This is a genomic window from Halomonas sp. 11-S5 (genome assembly GCF_029889825.1).
Lineage (GTDB): Bacteria > Pseudomonadota > Gammaproteobacteria > Pseudomonadales > Halomonadaceae > Halomonas.
In genome coordinates, this window is record NZ_JARANW010000005.1 from 86,567 (window position 1) to 106,485 (window position 19,919).

Below are 19,919 nucleotides of genomic sequence, written 5' to 3' on the forward strand. Positions count from 1 at the left end.
GTGAGACGGCATACCGGTATGCCCGTGAAGCCATCCCCCCGGAGGGTTACACTAGCGCCCGTCCCCCAGCCACCCGCCGAGGCCTGTGATGCGTTCCCACCTGCTCTCCATCGACTCCCTGTCCCGCGACGACATCGACCACCTGATGCGCGTCGCCGCGCGGATGGAGCCCATCGCCCAGCGCCGCAAGATCACCCGGGTGCTGGAAGGAGCCGTGCTCGGCAACCTCTTCTTCGAGGCCAGCACCCGCACCCGGGTCAGCTTCCATGCCGCCTTCTGCCGGCTCGGCGGCAGCGTCTGCGACACCACCGGCTTCACTTTCTCGTCCATGGCCAAGGGCGAATCGCTCTACGACACCAGCCGGGTGATGAGCGGCTACTGCGATGCCATCGTCATGCGCCATCCGGACCAGGGCTCGGTAGCGGAGTTCGCCGCCGCGACGAATGTGCCGGTGATCAACGCCGGTGACGGCCCCGGCGAGCATCCCAGCCAGGCGCTGCTGGACTTCTACACCATCGACAAGGAGTTCGCCCTGCAGGGCAAGACGCTCAGGGACGCCCACGTGCTGATGACCGGCGACCTGAAGTACGGCCGCACCGTGCACTCGTTGATCAAGCTGCTGTCACGCTACGCCCCGATGCGCGTCACCCTGGTGGCGCCGCCCGGTCTCGAGATGCCGAACCACCTGATCGAGCGAGTCAGCCGCCAGGGGCTCAGCGTGGAGGTCCGCGAGAGCCTGGCCGGCGACTTCTCCGACGTGGACGTGGTCTACACCACCCGCATCCAGAAGGAACGCTTCACCGCCGAGATGAGCGAGGGCTTCAACCTCTCCCGGGACTTCACCGTGGATCGCGCCTTCCTGGACAGCCGCTGCAGCCCCGCCACCATCGTCATGCACCCGCTGCCCCGCGACAGCCGCCCCGAGGCCAACGACCTGGACGTGGACCTCAACGGCGACTCGCGCCTGGCGATCTTCCGCCAGACCGACAACGGCATCCCGGTGCGCATGGCGATCTTCGCCACCCTGCTCGGGGTCGAGGAACGCATCGACAAGGAGCTGCGCGACGTGCCCTGGTTCGTCCCCGAGCGCCTAGGCGTTGACGACGCTGCCTTCTAAGCGGCCTACAAGTGACGACCGATCACCTATGCTGGTGGGGAACGACAACCCGCGTCGCCGCATGGCGACCAGGCCTGGAGGCGCAACACCGATGAACCTGAAACGTGCGTATCTGTTGCTGTGTGGCTTCTATACCGTGCTGATCCTGATCGGCATCATCGCCCTGCTGATGGGCGGAGGATCGCTGCTCGCCATGATCCAGCTGGGCGTGGGGGCGGTGGTCGTGATCGGGCTGTGGGGCTATTTCCTGGACAGGGGATTCATGAACCCGCGGATGTGGCGCCCCCTGGCGGGGCTGCTGGCCGTCGCCATCGTCGTGCAGCTGGTCGCGGTGTTCACGGCGGAACTCTCCGGCACGGCGATGACCTGGACGCTGACGACGGCCATCTTCTCGGTGCTGCCGATGATCTTCCTGTATCGCTACGGCAACCGTGACCAGCCCCTCTGGGCCTCGCCCGAGGAGCTCGAGGGGGGCAAGGTGCTGGGGGAGTTGCTCGAGGGGCAGCGCGAGCTGATGGTCGAGAAACAGGACCAGGACAGCCAGGCGACCGTCAGGGTCCGCAGGGCCGGCGACGCCTACCTGGCCAGTGTCGAGCGAGAGCGGGAAGGGCAGGTGGAGGCCTTCGAGGAGCGCTTCCGCTGCCCGGCGACCCTGGCGTTCTTCATCGAAAAGTTCACCTGCATCTCGGTGGGCGACGTCGCCAGGAAGTACCGCGACGGCGGCACCCGCCCGGCCTGATCGACCGGCGTCAGCGCGGCGGCAGCCCCTCGCGCCGGGCGAACCAACCCTTCAGGATCAGTACCGCGGCGATGCCGTCGACGCTTTGTTCACGGTAGTTGCCGCGGTGGCCGGCCTCCCGGGCGATGGACTTGGCCTCGCGAGTGGAGCCGCGCTCGTCGACCATCTCGCAGGGAATACCATAGCGGCCATAGAGGCGCTTGCCGAACTTGCGCGCGCGGGTGCTCATGACCGACTCGCTGCCGTCCATGTTGAGCGGCAGCCCCACCACGAAGAGGTCCGGGCGCCACTCGTCCACCCGCCGCGCCACCTGCGCCCAGTCGGGGATGCCGTCCCGGGCCGGCAAGGGCGCGAGCTCCCGGGCACTGGCGAGCAGCTCGTTGCCCACCGCCACGCCGATGCGTCGTGTGCCGAAGTCGAAGGCCAGGATCAGTCGCGAGCCGGCATCGGCCATCAGGCCGGCTCCGTCATCGCGTGCAGGCCCCTCATCAGGAGTGGCCCGCCTCGCGGGTCATCAGGTTCAGGTCGATGCCCAGGATGCCCGCGGCGGCGCCCAGGCGCTGCTCGGGCGGCACCGTGAAGAGGATGTCGGCGCGACCCTCCACCGTGAGCCAGGCATTCTCCTTGAGTTCGGCCTCCAACTGCCCCGACTCCCAGCCGGCACAGCCCAGGCAGATCAGGAACTGCTCGGGCCCCTTGCCGTCCGCCAGCGCCTGGAGGATATCCATGGAGGTGGTCAGGGCGATGTCATCGGCGACCTGGATGCTGGAATCCCAGGCATCGCTGGACCCGCGATGCAGGATGAAGCCGCGATCCTTGTGGGTCGGGCCGCCATAGTAGACCGGCGCATCGCGATGGGGGCTCTCGTCGCCGCCCAGCTCGAGCTGCTCGAACAGGGCGTCCAGGGTCAGCTCCAGGGGCCGGTTGATGATCACGCCCATGGTGCCGTTCTCGTCATGGTCACAGAGGTAGCTGAGGCTGCCGGCGAAATTGGGGTCTTCCAGGTGCGGCATCGCCAGCAGGAAGTGGTTTTTCAAGCCGAAGTGTTGCACGGATTGCATGAGACTCCCCGGCGGACCTATTGCACGCCGTAATGATTGCCTTGGCCGAACCGCCAGACCCGGGTGATGGACAGGCTGTCGAGGTTGCCCATGCCCCGGTCGAAGGGCCGATAGGGCGCGGCACCGTGCACCGTGTCCAGGGCCGCCTGGTCGAGTTCGGCATGTCCCGAGGATTGTATCACCTCTGCCCGGCGAACCTGACCGTCACGGCCGATCACCACCCGGATGCGCAGCTGTCCCTCGAGGTGACGCGGCGCCGGGTGCACCCGGTTGCCGTAATCCTCGACCCGGCGGGTCCAGTCATCGATGTAGCGCGCCTCGGCGGCCTGCTGGGCGGCCTGGCGCCCCTCGCCCGGCTGCTCGCCGGCGAACTCCGACGAGAGGCCCTGCTCGCGGATGCTGGAGGTGGCCTGGGCGAGCAGGTCGCGTCCCGAGGCGGAGGGGGCCGAAGCGGTGGGCGGCGCCGAGGTCTCGGCCGACTGGGGGGCACTGTCGCGGGGCTCGGGGGTCGCCTGGGCCTCGCGGGGGCGCTCGGCCGCCGGGGGCTCGGGTGCCTCGCTGGGACGGTCAGGATCGGGGCGGGCGGTACGCTCCGGTTCGGCCGGAGTGGCCGGGTCCACCTCGGGTTCGGCCGCCTGCCGCTCGGGCAGCTCATCCATGGGTGCGGCCCGGGCCTCCGCCGGCGCCTGGTCCTGGGGCGTGCCGGCGGCGCGCTGGTCGGCCTCGGCGATGGCCGCGGCCTCCACGGCCTGCGGCGAGGGCCGGCTCACCAGCACCACGTCGATGCTGGAGCGCTCGACGGGTGCCGGCGCGAACTGGCGGCTCGCCACCACCCCGATGACCACCAGGTGGAGCAGCAGCGCCAGCGACCAGGCCAGCCAGTGCCGATACGGCCGGGTGACCGGGGCATACTGGATGGGGTCGCTGACGGGGCTGCTCGTCATGGGCCACAGGCCTCCCGGATCAGCGCTGATCGCCGAGACGGCGCTGGATGGCGTCCATCAGCTGGCCGGCGATATCGGTGCCGCGCTGGTCGTCGATCTCGCGCACACAGGTGGGGCTCGTGACGTTGATCTCGGTGATGTAGTCGCCTATCACGTCGAGGCCGACGAACATCAGTCCCTTCTCGCGGATCATCGGCTGGACCTGCTCGATCAGCCAGTGGTCGCGGGCGGTGAGCTCGCGACTGATCCCGGTGCCACCGGCGGCCAGGTTGCCGCGGGTCTCGCCGGCCATGGGCACGCGGGCCAGGCCGAAGGGAACCGGCTCGCCGTCCACCAGCAGGATGCGGGTATCGCCCTCGCTGATCTCGGGGATGTAGCGCTGGGCCATGATCTGGCGCCTGCCGCGCTCGCTCAGCATTTCGATGATGGCGCCCAGGTTGCGGCCGTCGGGGCGCACATGGAAGATCCCGGTGCCGCCCATGCCGTCCAGCGGCTTGAAGATCACGTCGCCGTGCTCGGCGTGGAAGGCGCGCAGCACGGCCTCGTTGCAGGAGACCAGGGTCGGGGTGCAGCACTGGGGGAACTGTTGGGCGAAGAGCTTCTCGTTGCACTCCAGCAGCGCCTGGGTGGGGTTGACCACCAGCACGCCCTCGCGCTCGGCGAAGCCCAGCAGGTAGACGGCGTTGAGGAAGTAGCCGTCGACCGGCGGGTCCTTGCGCATCAGGATCACGTCGAGCTCGGCCAGGGGCGCCACCTCGGGCTCGCCCAGGTCATACCAGTGGCCGGGGTCGCGATGCACCTCGAGCGCGCGCATCCGGCCGAAGGCGCGCCCCTCGCGCAGGAAGAGATCCTCCTGCTCCAGGTAGTGCAGCGAGGCGCCACGGTCCCGGGCGGCCCACAGCATGGCCAGGCTGGTGTCCTTCTTGTAGGTGAGATCGGCGATGGGATCCATCACCACGCCGATCTTCAGCGCGCGTTCGCTCATGGCGTCGTGTTTCCGGTCGGGGAGTGAGTGCGGTCAGTATGCCGCAGCGGCCAGCGGCGCACCAAGCTGGCGATGCGGTGCGGTGTGTGCGGTGCAGCTCGAGGCTAACCCGGCGACGGCTTGCGGGGAGGCGCTATGAATTCCTCTCTGGACGCTACCTCGGCCCTCCTTGGTCCTCGGACCTCCCCTTCAGCCTGTCCCCGGCGCCTCTCGCTATCCGCGCTGCCCCAACGGCCTACTCCGTGCTCGGCGCAAGCCGGATGCCGCCCGGCTCCAGGAGGATCCGCTGGTGCTTGTAGAGTCGCCCGATGGCCTGCTTGAAGGCGTTCTTGCTCACCCCCAGGCGCGCCTTGATCTCCCCCGCGTCGCTCTTGTCGCCCAACGGCAGGTAGCCGCCGCTCTCGCGCAGCGCCTTGAGCACCTGCTCGCCGACCACGTCGAGGCGCGCCGGCCCCGGCGGCAGCAGCGAGAGGTCCAGGCGGCGGTCGTCACGCAGGCGCTTCACGTAGCCGGTGAGCCGCTGGCCGCGGCGTAGCGGCCGGTTCACGTCGTCGCGGTAGAGCAGTCCCCAGAAGCGCTGATCGACCACCACCTTGTAGCCCAGGTCGGTCGCCTCGGCGATCACCAGCGCCACCTCGTCGCCCGCCGCCAGGCCCTCGGCCTCGTCGGCCAGGAAGCGGTCGAGGCGCTGGGAGGCGACCGGCCGGCCCTGCTGGTCTTCGTAGATGATCACCAGCACCCGCCGGCCCACGCTGGGACGGAAACGCTGCTCGCCGTAGGGCAGCAGCAGGTCGCGGGGGTGGCCCCAGTCGAGGAAGGCACCGGTGTCGTTGACGGTCACCACCTCGAGGTAGGCCACGTCTCCGATTGATGCCCGGGGCGCTCGGGTGCTCCGCGCGCCGGCAGGGCGAGACGCGGGGGACGGCGGTGGGCGACGGTCTCGGGAATCGGGCATGGATGACCTCCGGTAAGGAAACAGGCGCGAGGCGTCGGGGATGCGTCAGCGCTCACAGATCCCCGAAGCGGGATTGCAGCAGCGATAGCGCCACCACCGGCGCGGTCTCGGTGCGCAGGATGCGCGGACCGAGGGACAGGGGGGCGAAGCCGCCGGCCAGGGCCGCCTCGACCTCGGCCTCGGAAAGCCCGCCCTCGGGGCCGATCAGCAGGGCGGCGGTGGCCGGCGCCTCTTCTTGCGCCAGGGCCCCGGCGGTGCCGGGATGCAGCACCAGACGCAGCGCCTCGTCGCGGCCCGCCAGCCAGTCGACCAGGCCGGCCGGGGGATGCACGGGCGGCAGGGTCGCGCGACCGCACTGCTCGCAGGCGCTGGCCGCCACGGCCTGCCAGTGAGCGAGCTTCTTGGCCTCGCGCTCGCCCCTGAGGCGCACGTCGCCATGCTCGGTGTAGAGCGGGGTGATCGCCGCCACGCCGAGCTCGACCGCCTTCTGAATGGCGTAGTCCATGCGGTCGCCCTTGGAGATCGCCTGCCCCAGATGCACCGCGAGCGGCGATTCGCCGGTGCCCGGGGCCACGGCCTCGATGCGCGCCACCACCCGCTTGCGGGAGGCCTCGGCGATCACCGCCCGGGCCTCCCGGCCGGCGCCGTCGAAGAGCCGCAGCGGCGCCCCTTCGGCCAGGCGCAGCACCCGGGCCACGTGGCGGGCCGGCCCCTCGGGCAGAACGACGTCGCCGCCGACGATAAAGTCGGCGGCGACGTGGATGCGCGGGGCCTTCACGCGCAGGGCGTACACTGACACGGGCCGCTCACGCTTACTGAGTCGCCTGCTCGCCCGGCTGCTGGGCCTGTTCGGCCTCGCGCTTCTTCTTCTGGGCGTAGATCGCCTCGAAGTTGACCGGTGCCAGCATCAGCGGCGGGAAGCCGCCCCGATTGACCAGATTGTCGATGCACTCGCGGGCATAGGGGAAGAGCATGTTGGGGCAGAAGGCGCCCAGGGTGTGCTCGAGCTGCTGCCCCTCGATGCCGCTGATGCGGAACAGGCCGGCCTGCTCGACCTCGGCCAGGAAGGAGGTGGTGCCCTCCTCGCTGTGGGTGACCTGGGCGGTAACCTTGATGACCACCTCGTACTGGCCTTCCCCGACCTGGCGGGTGGTGGTGTTCAGGTCCAGGCCGACCTTGGGCTTGAACGGCTGCTGGAAGACCGTCGGCGAGTTGGGTGCCTCGAAGGAGAGGTCCTTGACGTAGATGCGCTGCAGGGCGAACTGCAGCTGGGGCTTGTCCTGCTCGCCGGCCGCCTGGCCGTTGGCGCCGGCGTTCTGGTTGTTGTCTTCCGCCATGGGAAAGGTCCTTTGATTCGATGAACGAAATTTACTTCTTGACGACCGGCAGGCCATCCGCCTGCCACTGGGCCATGCCGCCCTTGAGCTTGAGCACCCGCTCGAAGCCGGCCTTGGTCAGCTTGGCCTGGGCGACGCCGGCGCTCTGGCCTTGCTTACAGGCCACGATGATCGGCTTGCTCTTGACCTTCTCGAGTTCGCGTATGCGCTCGTCGAGCTTGCTCTGGGGGATGTTGCGCGCGCCGGCGATATGACCCGCCTTGAACTCGCCGGTCTCGCGGAGGTCCAGCACCACGGCGTCCTCTCGATTGATCAGCTGGGTCGCCTCGCCGGAGGTCACGCCTCCGCTGCTGCTGTTGCGGACCTCGTAGGCGAGCCAGGCGGTCAACACCAGCAGGAAGGCCCCCACCAGCAGCGGGTGATTCTGCACGAATTCGAACAGCTGATCGATCATGGGTTCGGCTAACTCTTTTCTCGGGTGCACGGTGAACGGGGCCGGCCAATCGCGGCGGCACCCAGTATACACGAAGCCACGGCAGGCCGCGGCCCGCGGGCCAGTCAAATGACGTCCGGCGGTGCCGTGCGATATGATGCCGCAAGCAGATGCAAGTCGCGACCCCGGTGACCACCCGCGTGCCTGCCGGGGCTGACAACGACAATAGAGGCCCTCCCCCATGACCGATACTCGCACCCCTACCCCGCGTCCGGTGGCACTGATCATCCTCGACGGCTATGGCTACAACGAGGACGCCAGGGACAACGCCGTGCTCGCCGCCCGTACCCCGGTGATGGATCGCCTGTGGCAGGAGCAGCCGCACACCCTGATCCATACCGACGGTCGCCACGTGGGCCTGCCGGATGGCCAGATGGGCAATTCCGAGGTCGGCCACATGAACCTGGGGGCCGGACGCATCGTCTACCAGGACTTCACGCGCATCACCAAGGCCGTCGAGGACGGCGACCTGGACGCCATCGCGGCCCTGACCGCGCCGATCGATGCCGCCGTGGCAGACGGCAAGGCGGTGCACCTGCTGGGCCTGCTCTCGCCGGGTGGCGTGCACAGCCACGAGGAGCACTTCCTGGCGATGGCCGAGCTGGCCGCCCGCCGCGGGGCGCGGCGGATCGTCGTCCACGCCTTCCTCGACGGCCGCGACATGCCGCCCAAGAGCGCCATGGCATCGCTGGAGCGTACCAATGCGCGCCTCGCCGAGCTGGTAGGCCCCGAGAACGGCTTCGTGGCCTCGATCATCGGCCGCTACTACGCCATGGACCGCGACAACCGCTGGAATCGCGTCGAGAAGGCCTATCGCCTGATCACCGAGGGCGAGGGCGAGTTCGAGGCGATCGGTGCCGAGGAGGGGCTGCGCCAGGCCTACGAGCGCGACGAAACCGACGAGTTCGTCACCGCCACCAGCATCCGCCCGAGCGGCGCGCCAGTGGCCATGGCCGACGGCGATGCCGCCATCTTCATGAACTTCCGTGCCGACCGCGCCCGGGAGCTGACCCGCGCCTTCGTCGAGGACGGCTTCGGCGGCTTCGAGCGCCGCGCACGACCCAGACTCGCCGCCGACGGCCTGGTGATGCTGACCCAGTATGCCGCCGACATCCCGGCGCCGGCGGCCTTCCCGCCGGCGGAACTCGTCAACACACTGGGCGAGGTGATGGAACAGCGCGGCCTCACCCAGCTGCGCATCGCCGAGACCGAGAAGTATGCCCACGTCACCTTCTTCTTCTCCGGTGGCCGCGAGGACGAGTACCGAGGCGAGACCCGCGTGCTGGTGCCCTCCCCTCAGGAGGTCAAGACCTACGACGAGAAGCCCGAGATGAGCGCCGCGGAAGTCACCGACAGGCTGGTGGAGGCGATCGATGCCGGACGCTTCGACCTGATCGTCTGCAACTACGCCAACGGCGACATGGTGGGCCACACCGGCGACTTCGAGGCCGCCATCCAGGCCATCGAGGCCGTGGACGCCTGCGTCGGCCGGGTGGTGGAGGCGATCCAGCGCGTCGGCGGCGCCTGCCTGGTCACCGCCGACCACGGCAACGCCGAGCAGATGGTCCACCCCGAGACCGGGGCGCCCCAGACCGCCCACACCACCTTCGAGGTGCCGCTGATCTATGTCGGCGAGCGCCCGGCGCGGCTCGCGGACGACGGCAGCCTGTGCGACATCGCCCCGACCCTGCTGACGATGATGGACCAGCCGATCCCCGAGGAGATGACCGGCCGGGTGCTGATCGAGCGCGGCTGAGCCGGTTGGGAGGCCTGGGCATGGCGAGAGGCGGTGCGACACTCGGCGCATGGCGGCCCGGGCTAGCTCTGTTAATGGGCCTGTGTCTGGTGATGGGCCTGGCGCCCTCGCTGGCCGCCCAGCCCTCCGAGCGCGAGGCGCAGGCGCGTCTCGATGCCCTTGGCGAGGAGCTCCGCGAAGTCTCCGCGCGGCTCTCCACCACCCGGGAGGCCCGGGACGAAGCCAGTGAGGCCCTGCGCGAGGTGGAAACGGCGCTGGCCGAGACCCACCGCCGTCTCGATGCCCTGCAGGCCGAGCGACGCGCCCTCGGCGACGAAATCGCCAGCCTCGAGGCGCGCCGCGAGCCGCTGGCCGTCGAGCGCGCCGAGCAGGTCGAGGCCCTGTCGGCCCAGCTCGACGCCCTCTATCGCCTCGGCCGCACCCCCCAGCTCAAGCTGCTGCTCAATCAGGACGATCCGGCGCGGCTCGACCGCCTGCAGCACTATCTCAACCGCCTGGCCCGGGCGCGCAACAAGCGCCTCGACGCGCTGGCGAGGCTCGATGCCGAACTGGCCGACAATCGCCGGGCGCTGGCGCAGCGCGGCCAACGCCTCGAGGCCGTGGCCACGGAGCTTGCCGCGCGCAGCGCCACCCTGGCCGAGCAGATCTCGGATCGGGCCGCCTTGGTGGCCAGGCTGGACGAGCGCTTCGCCAGCGAACAGGCCCGCCTGGCCACACTCGCCCAGGATCGCGCCCATGCCGAACGCACCCTGCGCGAGGTGCAGGAGCAGCTGGCTCGCCTGGAACAACCGCCGCCCTCCACGGCCATCGAGCAGACCCGCGGCGAGCTGCCCTGGCCGGTGCAGGGCAGCATCGCCTCCACCTTCCACGAGGGGACGGGCGTGCATCGCAACGGCCTGCTGATCCAGGCCGCCGCAGGCACCCCGGTCCAGGCCGTGCACGCCGGCCGGGTGGTGTTCGCCGACTGGATGCGTGGCTTCGGCAACCTGCTGATCGTCGACCACGGCGATCGGGTCATGACCCTGCATGCCCATCTGCAGCGCTTCAGCGCCGGGGTGGGCGCCGCCGTCTCCCGCGGCGACACCCTGGGCGCGGTGGGCAACAGCGGCGGTCAACAGCGGCCGGGGCTCTACTTCGAGGTACGCCGCAGCGGCGACCCCATCGACCCGCGGCGCTGGATCGCCCGCCAGCCGTGAGGCCGGCTATTCCATAGACGCCCGGCCACGGGCTATGCTGGGCGGCCATCACCGGAACCGCGAGAATCTGCATGTCCCTATGTCCTGCCGCTCTGCCCACCGTGATGCGCCGCCTGGTGTCGGCCCTGCTGCCGGCCACCCTGCTGGCGCTCGCCCCGCTGCCTGCCGCCGCCCAGGGCCAGAGCCCGGAGGATGACCTGCCGGTCGCCGAGATCCAGGCCTTCGCCGAGGTGTTCGAGCGCATCAAGCGGGGCTACGTGGAAGAGGTCGAGGATGCCGAGCTGCTGCGCAACGCCATGCGCGGCATGCTCAGCGAGCTCGACCCCCACTCCACCTACCTGGACAGCGAGGAGTTCGAGAGCCTGCGCGAGTCCACCCAGGGGGAGTTCGGCGGCGTGGGCATCGAGGTGGGCATGGAGGATGGCCAGCTGACGGTGATCACCCCCATCGACGACACGCCGGCCTCCCGGGCCGGCCTGCAGTCGCGCGACAAGATCCTGCGCATCGACGACACGCCCACCGACCGGCTCTCCCTGCAGGAGGCGGTCAACCTGATGCGCGGCGATCCGGGTACCGAGATCCGCCTGACCATCCTGCGCCAGGGCGAGAGCGCCCCGCTGGAGGTCACCCTGACCCGCGAGGTCATCCGCACCGAGAGCGTCAAGAGCGAGCTGCTGGAGGCGAGCTACGGCTACCTGCGGGTCAGCCAGTTCCAGACCCGCACCGGTGCACAGGTCGGCAGCGCCATCCGCCGCCTGGAGCGCGACGGGCCGCTCAAGGGCCTGGTGCTCGACCTGCGCAACAACCCCGGCGGGGTGCTGCAGGCCGCGGTGGACGTGGCCGACGCCTTCCTCGATGAGGGGCTGATCGTCTATACCGAGGGCCGCCTGCCGGACAGCGCGATGCGCTTCTCGGCCGGTCGCGAGACGGCGGCGGCCGAGGTGCCGCTGGTGATACTCATCAACGGCGGCAGCGCCTCGGCGGCGGAGATCGTCGCCGGCGCCCTGCAGGACCAGCGGCGCGGCGTGGTGATGGGCACCGAGAGCTTCGGCAAGGGGTCGGTGCAGCAGATCATGCCGCTGGGCAACGGCGAGGGGCTCAAGCTGACCACGGCGCTCTACTTCACCCCCGACGGCCGCTCGATCCAGGCCCAAGGCATCGAGCCCGACGTGGAGGTGATCCGCGGCCGCCTGGAGGTGGCCGAGGGCAGTGGCCTGAACGTGCGCGAGGCGGACCTGGAGGGCCACCTGCGCTCCCCGGACGAGCAGCGCACCCGCAGCGAGATGAGCGAGCGCCTACGCGAGGACTACCAGCTCGGCGAGGCCCTCAACCTGCTCAAGGCCCTCAATGTGCTCAGCCAGCGTCGCGGCGGCTGAGGGCGCGACAGGCGCGAGGCAAGCGGCCGCGATGTCCCGTCGCCTGCTGCATCAGCAGGCGCTTGAGCGGCCCCAGCCGGTCGACGCCCGAGAGCCCCAGGTTACGCGCCAGAGTGAGTGCCGGGTGGCGCGCCCCGAACAGCAACCGGAAACCGTCCATCAGCGCCAGCATGGCGGCATTGTCACCGCGCCGCCGCCGGGCGTAGCGGCCCAACAGCGCAACATCGCCCGGGGACAGCCCCCGTCGCCGGCCCGTGACCAGCTCCTCGGCGAGCACCGCCGCATCCATCAGCCCCAGGTTCACCCCCTGGCCTGCCAGCGGATGGATGCTGTGCGCCGCGTCCCCCACCAGGGCGAAGCCTGGCAGCACGTAGCGCTGGGCATGGCGCTGGGTAAGCGGTACCGCCAGCGCCCGGTCGGTCACCGTCACCTTGCCCAGCCGGTGGTCAATGGCCGCCGCCAGCGCCACGCCCAGCGCCACGCCCAGCGCCTCCCCGGGCATGGCCACCCATCGCTCGGCCTCCTGCGGGGTGGTGGACCAGACGATGGAGCAGTGGCGGTCATCGCCCTCGATGCGCAGCGGCAGGAAGGCCAGCGGTCCCGTCGGGAGAAAGACCTGGCGCGCCACGCCGCCATGGGGGCGGTGCGTGCGCACCGTGGTGACCACGGCCACCTGGCCGGTGTCGCGGGAACTGACGTCGATGCCAGCCATCGCCCGCAGCGGTGACCGGGCCCCGTCGGCGGCCACTACCAGGGGCGCCGTCAGCCGGCTGCCATCCTCCAGCAGCACCGTCCGCCCGGCGGCATCCGCCTCGAGCCCGGCCACCCGGGCATCGAAGCGCGCCTGGACGCTCGGCAGCTCGGCCAGGCACGCCTCCAGCGCCGCCAGGGTAACGTCGTTCTCGACGATATGGCCCAGCACCGGCACCCCGGCCTGGTCCGCTGAGAAGTTCACCGCGCCGCTGCCCTCGCCATCCCAGACCTGCATGAAGCGATAGGGACTCACCCGGCGCGAGGCCATCCATGCCCAGGCGCCCAGCCCCGCCAGCAGCTGCTGGGATACCGGGGTCAGGGCACTGACCCGCATGGAGGGCGGCCCCTTGCCCACGGCCTCGCGGTCGAGCGGCGCCTCGCGGGCATCCAGCAACGCTACCTCCAGCCCCGCCCGGCCCAACAGACAGGCAAGGGCCGTGCCCACCATGCCACCACCAATGATGATCACCTCGAACGGCGCCGACGCGCGTCCCTGTTCTGCGCTCATGGCGTCTGCTCCTCGTGATGGCCGCGATGGCCATGCTGTCTGTTCAGCGTATCGATGCCCCACCTTCGCGCTCCTATCGTTCCGGCCCTTGTCGTTCCCTGTCGTTCCAGCCGCTATCTTTCCAGCCCCATGGCCCGGCGGGCCAGTCCGCGACGCAGCGGTCCCACCAGGTTCAGCCCCACCAGGCCGGCGCCGCGGGCATGGGAGAGCAGGGGCATGTCGAGCCCGAACAGGCGAATCAGGCCGTCGCTGAAGCGGATGACGTTGTCACGGTCAGCATCTCGACGCGCCTCGAAGTCCTGCAGGACCGCCGTACTCCCCGCGGCCTCTCCCCGCTCGCTGCCGGCCTCGATGGCGGCCACCAGATCCATGACCCCGCGCAGCGCCAGGTTGAAGCCCTGGCCGGCCACCGGGTGCAGGGCATGGGCGGCGTTGCCCAGCACCGCCAGTCCCGGGCGAGCGGTCTCGCGAGCGGTGATCAGCGACAGCGGGTAGGCATGGCGGCGCCCCACCCGCCGGAAGTGCCCGGCCCGGTCGCCGAAGGCCTGCTGCAGCTCGGCCAGGAAGTCCCCGTCGGACAGGGCCAAGCGGCGTCCTTCCTGGCCGCGCTCGTGAGTCCACACCAGTTCCATGGCCTGGCCCCGGAGCGGCAGCAGGGCGATGGGCCCCGCCGAGGTGAAGCGCTCGTAGGCGACGCCCCCGTGGGGCCGGCTGACCTCGACGCTGGCGATCAGCGCCAGCTGGTCGTAGGGCCACTCGCGGCTCTCGATTCCCAGCCGCTCCTTGAGCCCCGAGCGACCGCCATCGGCCAGCACCGTCAGCCCGGCCTCCAGCTCGCTGCCATCCGACAGCTGCAGCCGATGCCCCTCGGCAACGGGGTGGATCGCCTCGACCCTGGCCGGACAGTGCCAGGCCAGTGGCAACTCGCTCAGCCGTCCATGCAGCACTCGCCCCATCCAGGCATTGGGGATCACATGACCCAGCGCCTCGACGCCGAGCTCCGCGGCGCGCAGCCGCGTCGCGCCAAACCGTCCCCGCTCGCTGACATGGATGGTGCGGATCGGAGCGGCCATCTCGGCCATGTGCTCCCAGACCCCCAGGCTCGCGAAGTGCTGGGCGGAACCACCGGCGATGGCGCTGGCCCGGGCATCGAAGCTGGGCTGCCAGGGCTCGGCCCGCTGCGGCTGCAGTGGTGCCGCCTCGATCACCGCCACCCTGAGCCCCGCCCGCTCGACCAGCGGGGCCAGGGCGCAGCCCAGACTGGCGCCCACCAGGCCGCCGCCGATGATGGCGATATCCACCCGCGGCCGCGATGTCGCTCTCATGGTGCGCCCTCTTTTATTTCATAACGTACATTACATAAAGGCATTTCCGAGCGCTCCTCGGCTGGTCAATTCCTGTCCATCAGGGCTTCGATATCCGCCACCCGCTTGGGTACCTCCGCGGTCAGCACCTCGTGGCCGTCGGGAGTCACCGCCACGTCATCCTCGATGCGGATGCCGATGCCGCGGAAGGCCGCCGGCAGGTCGTCGGCGGCGGGCACGTAGAGGCCGGGTTCCACGGTGAGCACCATGCCGGGCCGCAGGGTGCGGGGCTGGCCCTCGAGGCGGTAGGCCCCCACGTCATGCACGTCGAGCCCCAGCCAGTGGGAGGTCGAGTGCAGGTAGAAGCGCTTGTAGCTGCCATCGTCGATGCGCGCCTCGACGTCGCCCTCCAGCAGCCCGAGCTCGATGAGACCGGCGGTGAGGTCGTGCACCACGCCCTCGTGGATCGTCGCCAAGGTGACGCCGGGGCAGACCGCGGCGACGGCGCGCTCCTGGGCGGCCAGCACCACCTCGTAGAGGGCCCGCTGGGCCTCGGAGAAGCGGCCGTTGACCGGGAAAGTTCGGGTGATGTCGCCGGCATAGAGGTCGAACTCGGCGCCGGCATCGATCAGCACCAGCGCGCCATCCTCCAGGGGATCATGGTTCTCGATGTAGTGCAGCACACAGGCATTGAGGCCGCCACCGACGATGCTGGCGTAGGCCGGGCCGCTGCCGCCCTGCCAGCGGAACTCGTGCTCGAGCTCGGCCTGCAGCTGTCGCTCCATGAGTCCCGGGCGAGCGGTGCGCATGGCCCGCACATGGGCCCGGGCGGAGATCGCCCCGGCATGGCGCATCAGCGCCAGCTCCGCCTCGCTCTTGCACAGGCGCTGCTCGTGGATCCGTTCGCTGACGTCGGCGAAGGCCGAGGGCGCCACCGCCCCGCGGCGAGCGCGGCCGGCCAGCTCACCGCGCACCTCCTCGGCGAGCGCCAGGGCCTCGGCATCGCCCAGCGGCAGGTAGAGGGCATGACGCCCGTCGAGCAGCTCGGCCAGCCGCGCCTCGCGCTCGGCATTCTCGAAGGCCTGGTCGATGCCATGTTCGCGCACGGCGCCCTCGGCGCCCAGGCGGATGCCCGTCCAGGCCTCCAGCGTCGGGTCGCGGTCCTGGCAGAACAGCACGCTCTCGCCGGCCTCGCGGCCCGGCAGCAGCAGCAGCAGGGCCTCCGGTTCGGGAAACCCGGTCAGGTAGTGGAAGTCGCTGTCCTGGCGGAAGGGGAACTCGCTGTCCCGCGAGCGGGTGACCAGCGCCGCACCGGGCAGCAGCACGGCACAGTCGGCGGGCAGCCGATCCATCAGCGCCCGGCGGCGGGCACGGTACTCGTCATGGGTGATCGGGGCGGGGCGGGGCAGGATCTCGGGGTGCATCACGGCTCCTGGATGGGTGGGTGGGGGTCTGTGGCCGGCCTCAGTGGTGGGTGGGCGCGTCGACCTGCTCGACCTGGGGCTTGCCGGGATGCTGCTCGGTGTAGAGCAACATCGCGGCCATGCGCGCGTGCTCGGTGAGGGCGAAGAGGTCGTTCTCGTTCTCTGGGCTGTCCTCGATATCGGTCTCGATGCCCGTCAGCCCCTCGAGGTCCTCCAGGGCCTCGCGCAGGGCCGGCGACCAGGCTCCGCGCGGCGCCTCGCCGGCATCGGCCACCACCTCGAGGAAGCCGAGGGTCCACTCCTGCAGGCCCAGGGCGCGCTCGGCCAGGGAGAAGAGCTCGTCCGGGAGCAGGGGCTCGAAGTTGAGCTCGGCGGCGGAGAGGGCCTCGAGGGTCTGGCGGCGCCAGCCCAGCAGCCGCTCGGCACTGGGCTCGTCGCGGGGCTGGTCGACCCCGAGGCTCAGGCAGACCTCTTCCAGCCAGGCCTCGGGGGTCAGGTCATGCAGCGCAAGCTCGGCGCAGAGGCGTCCGTCGAGGAAGGCCGGCGACTGCATGCTCCCGTGGAGCAGGAAGGTGTCGGCAATGGTCGAGAAGTCCTGGCGTTCGTTGATCAGTGACATGGCAAGATCCGCTGGTGGGGCCGCCGGGCGCGTTGACCGCCCGCAAACGGCTCTCTTATAGTGACTGGCATTCAAACTGTGGCCTCGATGTTAACGCATCGGCTCCCCAAGACGCGCACCCGGTGTGCGATCCCTTCCCCTGGCCCTTTCCGGAGCCTGCCATGACCGAGCCCAAGCGGCCCACCACCGAGATCACCCTCCTGGAGCGCAGCTATGCCATCGCCTGCCCGCCGGAGGAGCAGGACAAGCTCGAGCGGGCTGCCCGCTACCTCGACCGCGCCATGCAGGGCATCCACTCCCGGGGGCGAGTGATCGACCGCGAGAAGATCGCCATCATGGCGGCCCTCAACATCGCCCATGAGCTGCTCGAGGCCCTGGATGACCATCGGGCCGGCGAGCAGAGCCTCAACGAGCTCAATGCCCGCCTCGAGAAGGCGCTGGACGCCATGCCCGAGCGCTGAGACGGCGCAATCATCCCTTTGGCCCCGCCCGTGCCTCTGGTAGGATGACGGTGTTCCCTGGGGTGTTTGCCAGTCGTTATCGTCCCTCGAGCCTATGCGCAGTACCCAGGGGGCCAAATGCTAGCCGGACCCGTGTGCATGTCCGTGCGTCGGAAAGCCTGACGGTTCGGCTGCGGCCACCCACCTTGAACCACTGGGTTCAAGGGCCAGAACGACAGCGGCACTCTGGGGAACCCTCATCCGACATGACCCACATGCAGGATACCGCCGCCCCCCTGACCGACGACCCCCGTCGCCGGCTAAGACGTGAATTGCGCCTCCGTCGACGCGAACTGAGCGCCGAGGCCCGCCGTGACGCCACCGAACGCCTCTGCCGACAGCTGCGAGCGCTGCCCGACATCCAGCGTGCCCGTCGCGTGGCCCTCTACCTGCCCAATGACGGCGAGATCGACCCCACCCCGCTGATTCCCTGGCTCGAGCGCCGCGGCACCCGCGTCCACTTGCCGGTCCTCAAGCCGCTCTCCCGCAACCAGCTATGGTTCGTGCACTACCATTCGGGAACGCCCATGGTGGCCAACCGCTTCGGCATTCCGGAGCCCGAGGCCCGCCACGGGGCGCATCGCGCGCGGCGCACCCCGGCCTGGGCCCTCGATGTGATCCTGCTACCGCTGGTGGGCTTCGACGACCGAGGTCAGCGCATGGGCATGGGCGGCGGCTTCTATGACCGCACCCTGGCCTTCACCCGCCGCCCGGGGCCTCGCCCGCGCCTGATCGGCCTGGCCCACGACTGCCAGCGGGTCGAGCGCCTGCCCGCCGCCCCCTGGGACGTGCCGCTGGACGCCATCGTCAGCGATGCCCGGGTGATACGCCCCTGAGGGTCCCTCCTGCACGAACGACGACGGCCGATGCATCTGCATCGGCCGTCGTCATCAGGCGGTTCCGGTCGTGGCGCTCTCCACCCGGCTGGCGGGGGATTCAGCCGCCCGCCAGCGCCTGGGCATAGCCGGTCGCCACGACCCCGATGCCGAAGACCAGCACCAGGGCCATGACCAGATCGGGCTTGCGCTTCATTGTTGACTCCGTGGGAGACAGGACCGCGAGGGTCGTTGTGAATGTTGTTATCGGGTCACCGCAAGAGTGCGGTGACGCCGAAACTATAGGGCCTGATGCCTGCGTATGACAACCGCCACACTTAGGGTTTTACATTTCTAAACACTCGAGAGCGCCAGGCTGCACGGTGAGTCAGCGCTCACTCGGCATATCGAGGATTGCCCGTCGTCAGGCCATGAAGAGCCGATAGGCCGGGTTGTCGCTCTCCTTCCAGTAGCGATAGCCGATATCGTCGAAGTACTCCTCGACGTGGGTGCGGTCGCCGTTGGGCACCTGCATGCCCACCAGCACCCGGCCATAGGCGGCCCCATGGTTGCGGTAGTGGAACAGCGAGATGTTCCAGTCGTGGGGCAGGTGGGTGAGGAAGTTCATCAGCGCCCCGGGGCGCTCCGGGAACTCGAAGCGGTAGACCTCCTCGTCGAAATGCTCCTTCGGCCGGCCGCCCCCCAGGTGGCGGATATGCAGCTTGGCCAGTTCGTTGTCGGTGAGGTCCTCCACGGGATAGCCGGCGCCGCGCAGCTTGTCGATCACGGCCTGGCGGTCCTCGCCACCGGGCTTCACCTGGACGCCAACGAAGATGTGGGCCTTTTCGGGGTCCGCGTAGCGGTAGTTGAACTCGGTGACCATCCGCTTGCCGATGGTGCGACAGAACTTCTTGAAGCTGCCAGGCTTCTCGGGGATGGTCACGGCGAGGATCGCCTCGCGCTGCTCGCCCAGTTCGGTGCGCTCGGCGATGTGCTGCAGGCGGTCGAAGTTGGTGTTGGCCCCGGAGTTGATGCAGACGAGCGTCTGGTGCTCGGCCCCGGTCTGCTGGATGTACTTCTTGAGGCCCGCCAGAGAGAGCGCCCCGGAGGTCTCGGAGACCGCCCGGGTATCCTCGAAGATGTCCTTCACCGCCGCACACATCTCGTCGGTGTTGACGGTGATGACGTCGTCGATCAGGTCACGAATGATCGAGAAGGGCACCTCGCCGACCTGCGCCACGGCCACGCCCTCGGCGAAGACCCCGACCTGGTCCAGCACCACGCGCTCCCCGGCGGCCAGCGCCGCCTTGAGGCAGGCGCTGTCCTCGGACTCCACCCCGATCACCTTGATCTCGGGCCGCAGGTACTTGATGTAGGCGGCCATGCCGGCGATCAGGCCGCCGCCCCCCACCGGCACGAAGATGGCATCGATCGGCCCGCCATGCTGGCGCAGGATCTCCACGGCGATGGTGCCCTGGCCGGCGATGACATCGATGTCGTCGAAGGGCGGGATATAGGTGTAGCCGTGCTCGGCGATCAGCTCCTGGGCATGCGCCGCCGCCTCGGCGAAGGCATCGCCCTTGAGCACCACCTTGGCGCCCCGCGCCCGCACTGCCTGGACCTTGATCTCCGGCGTGATGCGGGGCATCACGATCACCGCCTTGACGCCCATCAGCTTGGCCGCCATCGCCAGCCCCTGGGCATGGTTGCCCGCCGAGGCGGCAATCACGCCCTGGGCCTTCTGCGTCTCGCTGAGCTGGGCCATCTTGTTGTAGGCGCCACGGATCTTGAAGGAGTAGACCGGCTGCAGGTCCTCGCGCTTGATCAGGATCTGGTTGTTGAAACGGCGGGAGAGGAAGTGGGCCGGGGAGATGGGGGTTTCCCGAGCGGCCTCGTAGACCCGGGCCTGGAGAATCTTCTTGACGGTAGCTTCGAGCATCCTGATATCCCAGAAGTGACGCGAGGGGCACCGTGACTGGTGCCGCGAGGAACCCTTATTGGTAGCATTGCGGCGGCCATGGCGTCCAGCACCCGCCG

At 69.8% G+C, this 19,919-nt stretch carries 20 protein-coding genes and 1 other RNA gene; 8 read left to right on the top strand and 13 right to left on the bottom strand.

What is annotated here, in order from left to right:
* The first annotated feature begins 88 nt into the window (after window positions 1-88).
* Both pyrB and OP497_RS05850 read left to right on the top strand, forming a co-directional pair.
* Window positions 89-1,117: an aspartate carbamoyltransferase gene (gene pyrB / locus OP497_RS05845; RefSeq protein WP_280547159.1), complete on the top strand. Its 1,029-nt coding sequence runs from the start codon at window positions 89-91 to the stop codon at window positions 1,115-1,117.
* 91 nt (window positions 1,118-1,208) lie between these two features.
* The gene (locus tag OP497_RS05850) at window positions 1,209-1,856 is read left to right on the top strand and encodes a hypothetical protein (RefSeq protein WP_280547160.1); all 648 of its coding nucleotides are present in this window, start codon (window positions 1,209-1,211) and stop codon (window positions 1,854-1,856) included.
* Window positions 1,857-1,866: 10 nt separating this feature from the next.
* On the opposite strand, the gene ruvX is transcribed toward OP497_RS05850, so the two are convergent.
* The 8 genes from ruvX to OP497_RS05890 all read right to left on the bottom strand — a co-directional run bounded on the left by ruvX (window position 1,867) and on the right by OP497_RS05890 (window position 7,592).
* Window positions 1,867-2,310, bottom strand: a complete 444-nt coding sequence (ruvX, locus tag OP497_RS05855; protein WP_280547161.1) for a Holliday junction resolvase RuvX — start codon at window positions 2,308-2,310, stop codon at window positions 1,867-1,869.
* 34 nt (window positions 2,311-2,344) lie between these two features.
* Window positions 2,345-2,917, bottom strand: a complete 573-nt coding sequence (locus OP497_RS05860; RefSeq protein WP_280547162.1) for a YqgE/AlgH family protein — start codon at window positions 2,915-2,917, stop codon at window positions 2,345-2,347.
* Window positions 2,918-2,934: 17 nt separating this feature from the next.
* Window positions 2,935-3,861: a TonB family protein gene (locus OP497_RS05865; protein ID WP_280547163.1), complete on the bottom strand. Its 927-nt coding sequence runs from the start codon at window positions 3,859-3,861 to the stop codon at window positions 2,935-2,937.
* A gap of 19 nt (window positions 3,862-3,880) precedes the next feature.
* Complete coding sequence (gene gshB / locus OP497_RS05870; RefSeq protein ID WP_280547164.1) at window positions 3,881-4,846, bottom strand: glutathione synthase; 966 nt, start codon at window positions 4,844-4,846, stop codon at window positions 3,881-3,883.
* 235 nt (window positions 4,847-5,081) lie between these two features.
* Complete coding sequence (locus OP497_RS05875; protein WP_280547166.1) at window positions 5,082-5,801, bottom strand: S1-like domain-containing RNA-binding protein; 720 nt, start codon at window positions 5,799-5,801, stop codon at window positions 5,082-5,084.
* A gap of 52 nt (window positions 5,802-5,853) precedes the next feature.
* Window positions 5,854-6,600, bottom strand: a complete 747-nt coding sequence (locus tag OP497_RS05880) for a 16S rRNA (uracil(1498)-N(3))-methyltransferase (RefSeq protein ID WP_280547167.1) — start codon at window positions 6,598-6,600, stop codon at window positions 5,854-5,856.
* Window positions 6,601-6,613: 13 nt separating this feature from the next.
* The gene (gene secB, locus OP497_RS05885; RefSeq protein WP_280547168.1) at window positions 6,614-7,138 is read right to left on the bottom strand and encodes a protein-export chaperone SecB; all 525 of its coding nucleotides are present in this window, start codon (window positions 7,136-7,138) and stop codon (window positions 6,614-6,616) included.
* Window positions 7,139-7,169: 31 nt separating this feature from the next.
* Window positions 7,170-7,592, bottom strand: a complete 423-nt coding sequence (locus tag OP497_RS05890) for a rhodanese-like domain-containing protein (protein ID WP_280547169.1) — start codon at window positions 7,590-7,592, stop codon at window positions 7,170-7,172.
* A 220-nt stretch (window positions 7,593-7,812) separates the two neighbouring features.
* Here OP497_RS05890 and gpmI point away from each other — a divergent pair, with 220 nt between their 5' ends.
* The 3 genes from gpmI to OP497_RS05905 all read left to right on the top strand — a co-directional run bounded on the left by gpmI (window position 7,813) and on the right by OP497_RS05905 (window position 11,959).
* Window positions 7,813-9,387, top strand: a complete 1,575-nt coding sequence (gene gpmI, locus OP497_RS05895; RefSeq protein ID WP_280547170.1) for a 2,3-bisphosphoglycerate-independent phosphoglycerate mutase — start codon at window positions 7,813-7,815, stop codon at window positions 9,385-9,387.
* Between the two features lie 74 nt (window positions 9,388-9,461).
* Window positions 9,462-10,583, top strand: coding sequence for a peptidoglycan DD-metalloendopeptidase family protein (locus OP497_RS05900; protein WP_280547171.1), 1,122 nt, complete (start codon window positions 9,462-9,464; stop codon window positions 10,581-10,583).
* Window positions 10,584-10,654: 71 nt separating this feature from the next.
* Entirely contained in the window at window positions 10,655-11,959 is a 1,305-nt protein-coding gene (locus OP497_RS05905; protein ID WP_280547172.1) for a S41 family peptidase, read from the top strand.
* On the opposite strand, the gene OP497_RS05910 is transcribed toward OP497_RS05905, so the two are convergent.
* The 4 genes from OP497_RS05910 to OP497_RS05925 all read right to left on the bottom strand — a co-directional run bounded on the left by OP497_RS05910 (window position 11,937) and on the right by OP497_RS05925 (window position 16,567).
* Complete coding sequence (locus tag OP497_RS05910; protein WP_280547173.1) at window positions 11,937-13,220, bottom strand: UbiH/UbiF/VisC/COQ6 family ubiquinone biosynthesis hydroxylase; 1,284 nt, start codon at window positions 13,218-13,220, stop codon at window positions 11,937-11,939. The genes OP497_RS05905 and OP497_RS05910 overlap by 23 nt on opposite strands.
* 113 nt (window positions 13,221-13,333) lie before the next feature.
* Window positions 13,334-14,545, bottom strand: coding sequence for a 2-octaprenyl-6-methoxyphenyl hydroxylase (gene ubiH, locus OP497_RS05915; protein WP_280547174.1), 1,212 nt, complete (start codon window positions 14,543-14,545; stop codon window positions 13,334-13,336).
* A gap of 65 nt (window positions 14,546-14,610) precedes the next feature.
* Window positions 14,611-15,948 (bottom strand): Xaa-Pro aminopeptidase, encoded by a 1,338-nt coding sequence (gene pepP / locus OP497_RS05920; protein WP_280547176.1) that lies wholly within the window; start codon window positions 15,946-15,948, stop codon window positions 14,611-14,613.
* Between the two features lie 40 nt (window positions 15,949-15,988).
* Complete coding sequence (locus OP497_RS05925) at window positions 15,989-16,567, bottom strand: YecA family protein (protein WP_280547177.1); 579 nt, start codon at window positions 16,565-16,567, stop codon at window positions 15,989-15,991.
* A 161-nt stretch (window positions 16,568-16,728) separates the two neighbouring features.
* Between OP497_RS05925 and OP497_RS05930 the strand changes: the two genes are divergently transcribed.
* From OP497_RS05930 to OP497_RS05940, 3 genes are all read left to right on the top strand, one after another.
* Window positions 16,729-17,028, top strand: a complete 300-nt coding sequence (locus tag OP497_RS05930; protein WP_280547178.1) for a cell division protein ZapA — start codon at window positions 16,729-16,731, stop codon at window positions 17,026-17,028.
* A gap of 51 nt (window positions 17,029-17,079) precedes the next feature.
* A non-coding RNA gene (gene ssrS, locus OP497_RS05935) (6S RNA) lies at window positions 17,080-17,264 on the top strand.
* A gap of 9 nt (window positions 17,265-17,273) precedes the next feature.
* On the top strand, window positions 17,274-17,903 hold the full coding sequence (locus OP497_RS05940) for a 5-formyltetrahydrofolate cyclo-ligase (RefSeq protein ID WP_280547179.1): 630 nt from the start codon (window positions 17,274-17,276) through the stop codon (window positions 17,901-17,903).
* A gap of 403 nt (window positions 17,904-18,306) precedes the next feature.
* On the opposite strand, the gene ilvA is transcribed toward OP497_RS05940, so the two are convergent.
* Window positions 18,307-19,821 (bottom strand): threonine ammonia-lyase, biosynthetic, encoded by a 1,515-nt coding sequence (ilvA, locus tag OP497_RS05945; protein WP_280547180.1) that lies wholly within the window; start codon window positions 19,819-19,821, stop codon window positions 18,307-18,309.
* Window positions 19,822-19,919 lie beyond the last annotated feature (98 nt).

What these genes read in the sequence shown, in the direction of transcription:
- pyrB (WP_280547159.1), top strand. Translation starts at nt 89, where the DNA reads ATGCGTTCCCACCTGCTCTCCATCGACTCCCTGTCCCGCGACGACATC.
- OP497_RS05850 (WP_280547160.1), top strand. Translation starts at nt 1,209, where the DNA reads ATGAACCTGAAACGTGCGTATCTGTTGCTGTGTGGCTTCTATACCGTG.
- ruvX (WP_280547161.1), bottom strand. Translation starts at nt 2,310, where the DNA reads ATGGCCGATGCCGGCTCGCGACTGATCCTGGCCTTCGACTTCGGCACA.
- OP497_RS05860 (WP_280547162.1), bottom strand. Translation starts at nt 2,917, where the DNA reads ATGCAATCCGTGCAACACTTCGGCTTGAAAAACCACTTCCTGCTGGCG.
- OP497_RS05865 (WP_280547163.1), bottom strand. Translation starts at nt 3,861, where the DNA reads ATGACGAGCAGCCCCGTCAGCGACCCCATCCAGTATGCCCCGGTCACC.
- gshB (WP_280547164.1), bottom strand. Translation starts at nt 4,846, where the DNA reads ATGAGCGAACGCGCGCTGAAGATCGGCGTGGTGATGGATCCCATCGCC.
- OP497_RS05875 (WP_280547166.1), bottom strand. Translation starts at nt 5,801, where the DNA reads ATGCCCGATTCCCGAGACCGTCGCCCACCGCCGTCCCCCGCGTCTCGC.
- secB (WP_280547168.1), bottom strand. Translation starts at nt 7,138, where the DNA reads ATGGCGGAAGACAACAACCAGAACGCCGGCGCCAACGGCCAGGCGGCC.
- OP497_RS05890 (WP_280547169.1), bottom strand. Translation starts at nt 7,592, where the DNA reads ATGATCGATCAGCTGTTCGAATTCGTGCAGAATCACCCGCTGCTGGTG.
- gpmI (WP_280547170.1), top strand. Translation starts at nt 7,813, where the DNA reads ATGACCGATACTCGCACCCCTACCCCGCGTCCGGTGGCACTGATCATC.
- OP497_RS05900 (WP_280547171.1), top strand. Translation starts at nt 9,462, where the DNA reads ATGGGCCTGTGTCTGGTGATGGGCCTGGCGCCCTCGCTGGCCGCCCAG.
- OP497_RS05905 (WP_280547172.1), top strand. Translation starts at nt 10,655, where the DNA reads ATGTCCCTATGTCCTGCCGCTCTGCCCACCGTGATGCGCCGCCTGGTG.
- OP497_RS05910 (WP_280547173.1), bottom strand. Translation starts at nt 13,220, where the DNA reads ATGAGCGCAGAACAGGGACGCGCGTCGGCGCCGTTCGAGGTGATCATC.
- ubiH (WP_280547174.1), bottom strand. Translation starts at nt 14,545, where the DNA reads ATGAGAGCGACATCGCGGCCGCGGGTGGATATCGCCATCATCGGCGGC.
- pepP (WP_280547176.1), bottom strand. Translation starts at nt 15,948, where the DNA reads ATGCACCCCGAGATCCTGCCCCGCCCCGCCCCGATCACCCATGACGAG.
- OP497_RS05925 (WP_280547177.1), bottom strand. Translation starts at nt 16,567, where the DNA reads ATGTCACTGATCAACGAACGCCAGGACTTCTCGACCATTGCCGACACC.
- OP497_RS05930 (WP_280547178.1), top strand. Translation starts at nt 16,729, where the DNA reads ATGACCGAGCCCAAGCGGCCCACCACCGAGATCACCCTCCTGGAGCGC.
- OP497_RS05940 (WP_280547179.1), top strand. Translation starts at nt 17,274, where the DNA reads ATGACCCACATGCAGGATACCGCCGCCCCCCTGACCGACGACCCCCGT.
- ilvA (WP_280547180.1), bottom strand. Translation starts at nt 19,821, where the DNA reads ATGCTCGAAGCTACCGTCAAGAAGATTCTCCAGGCCCGGGTCTACGAG.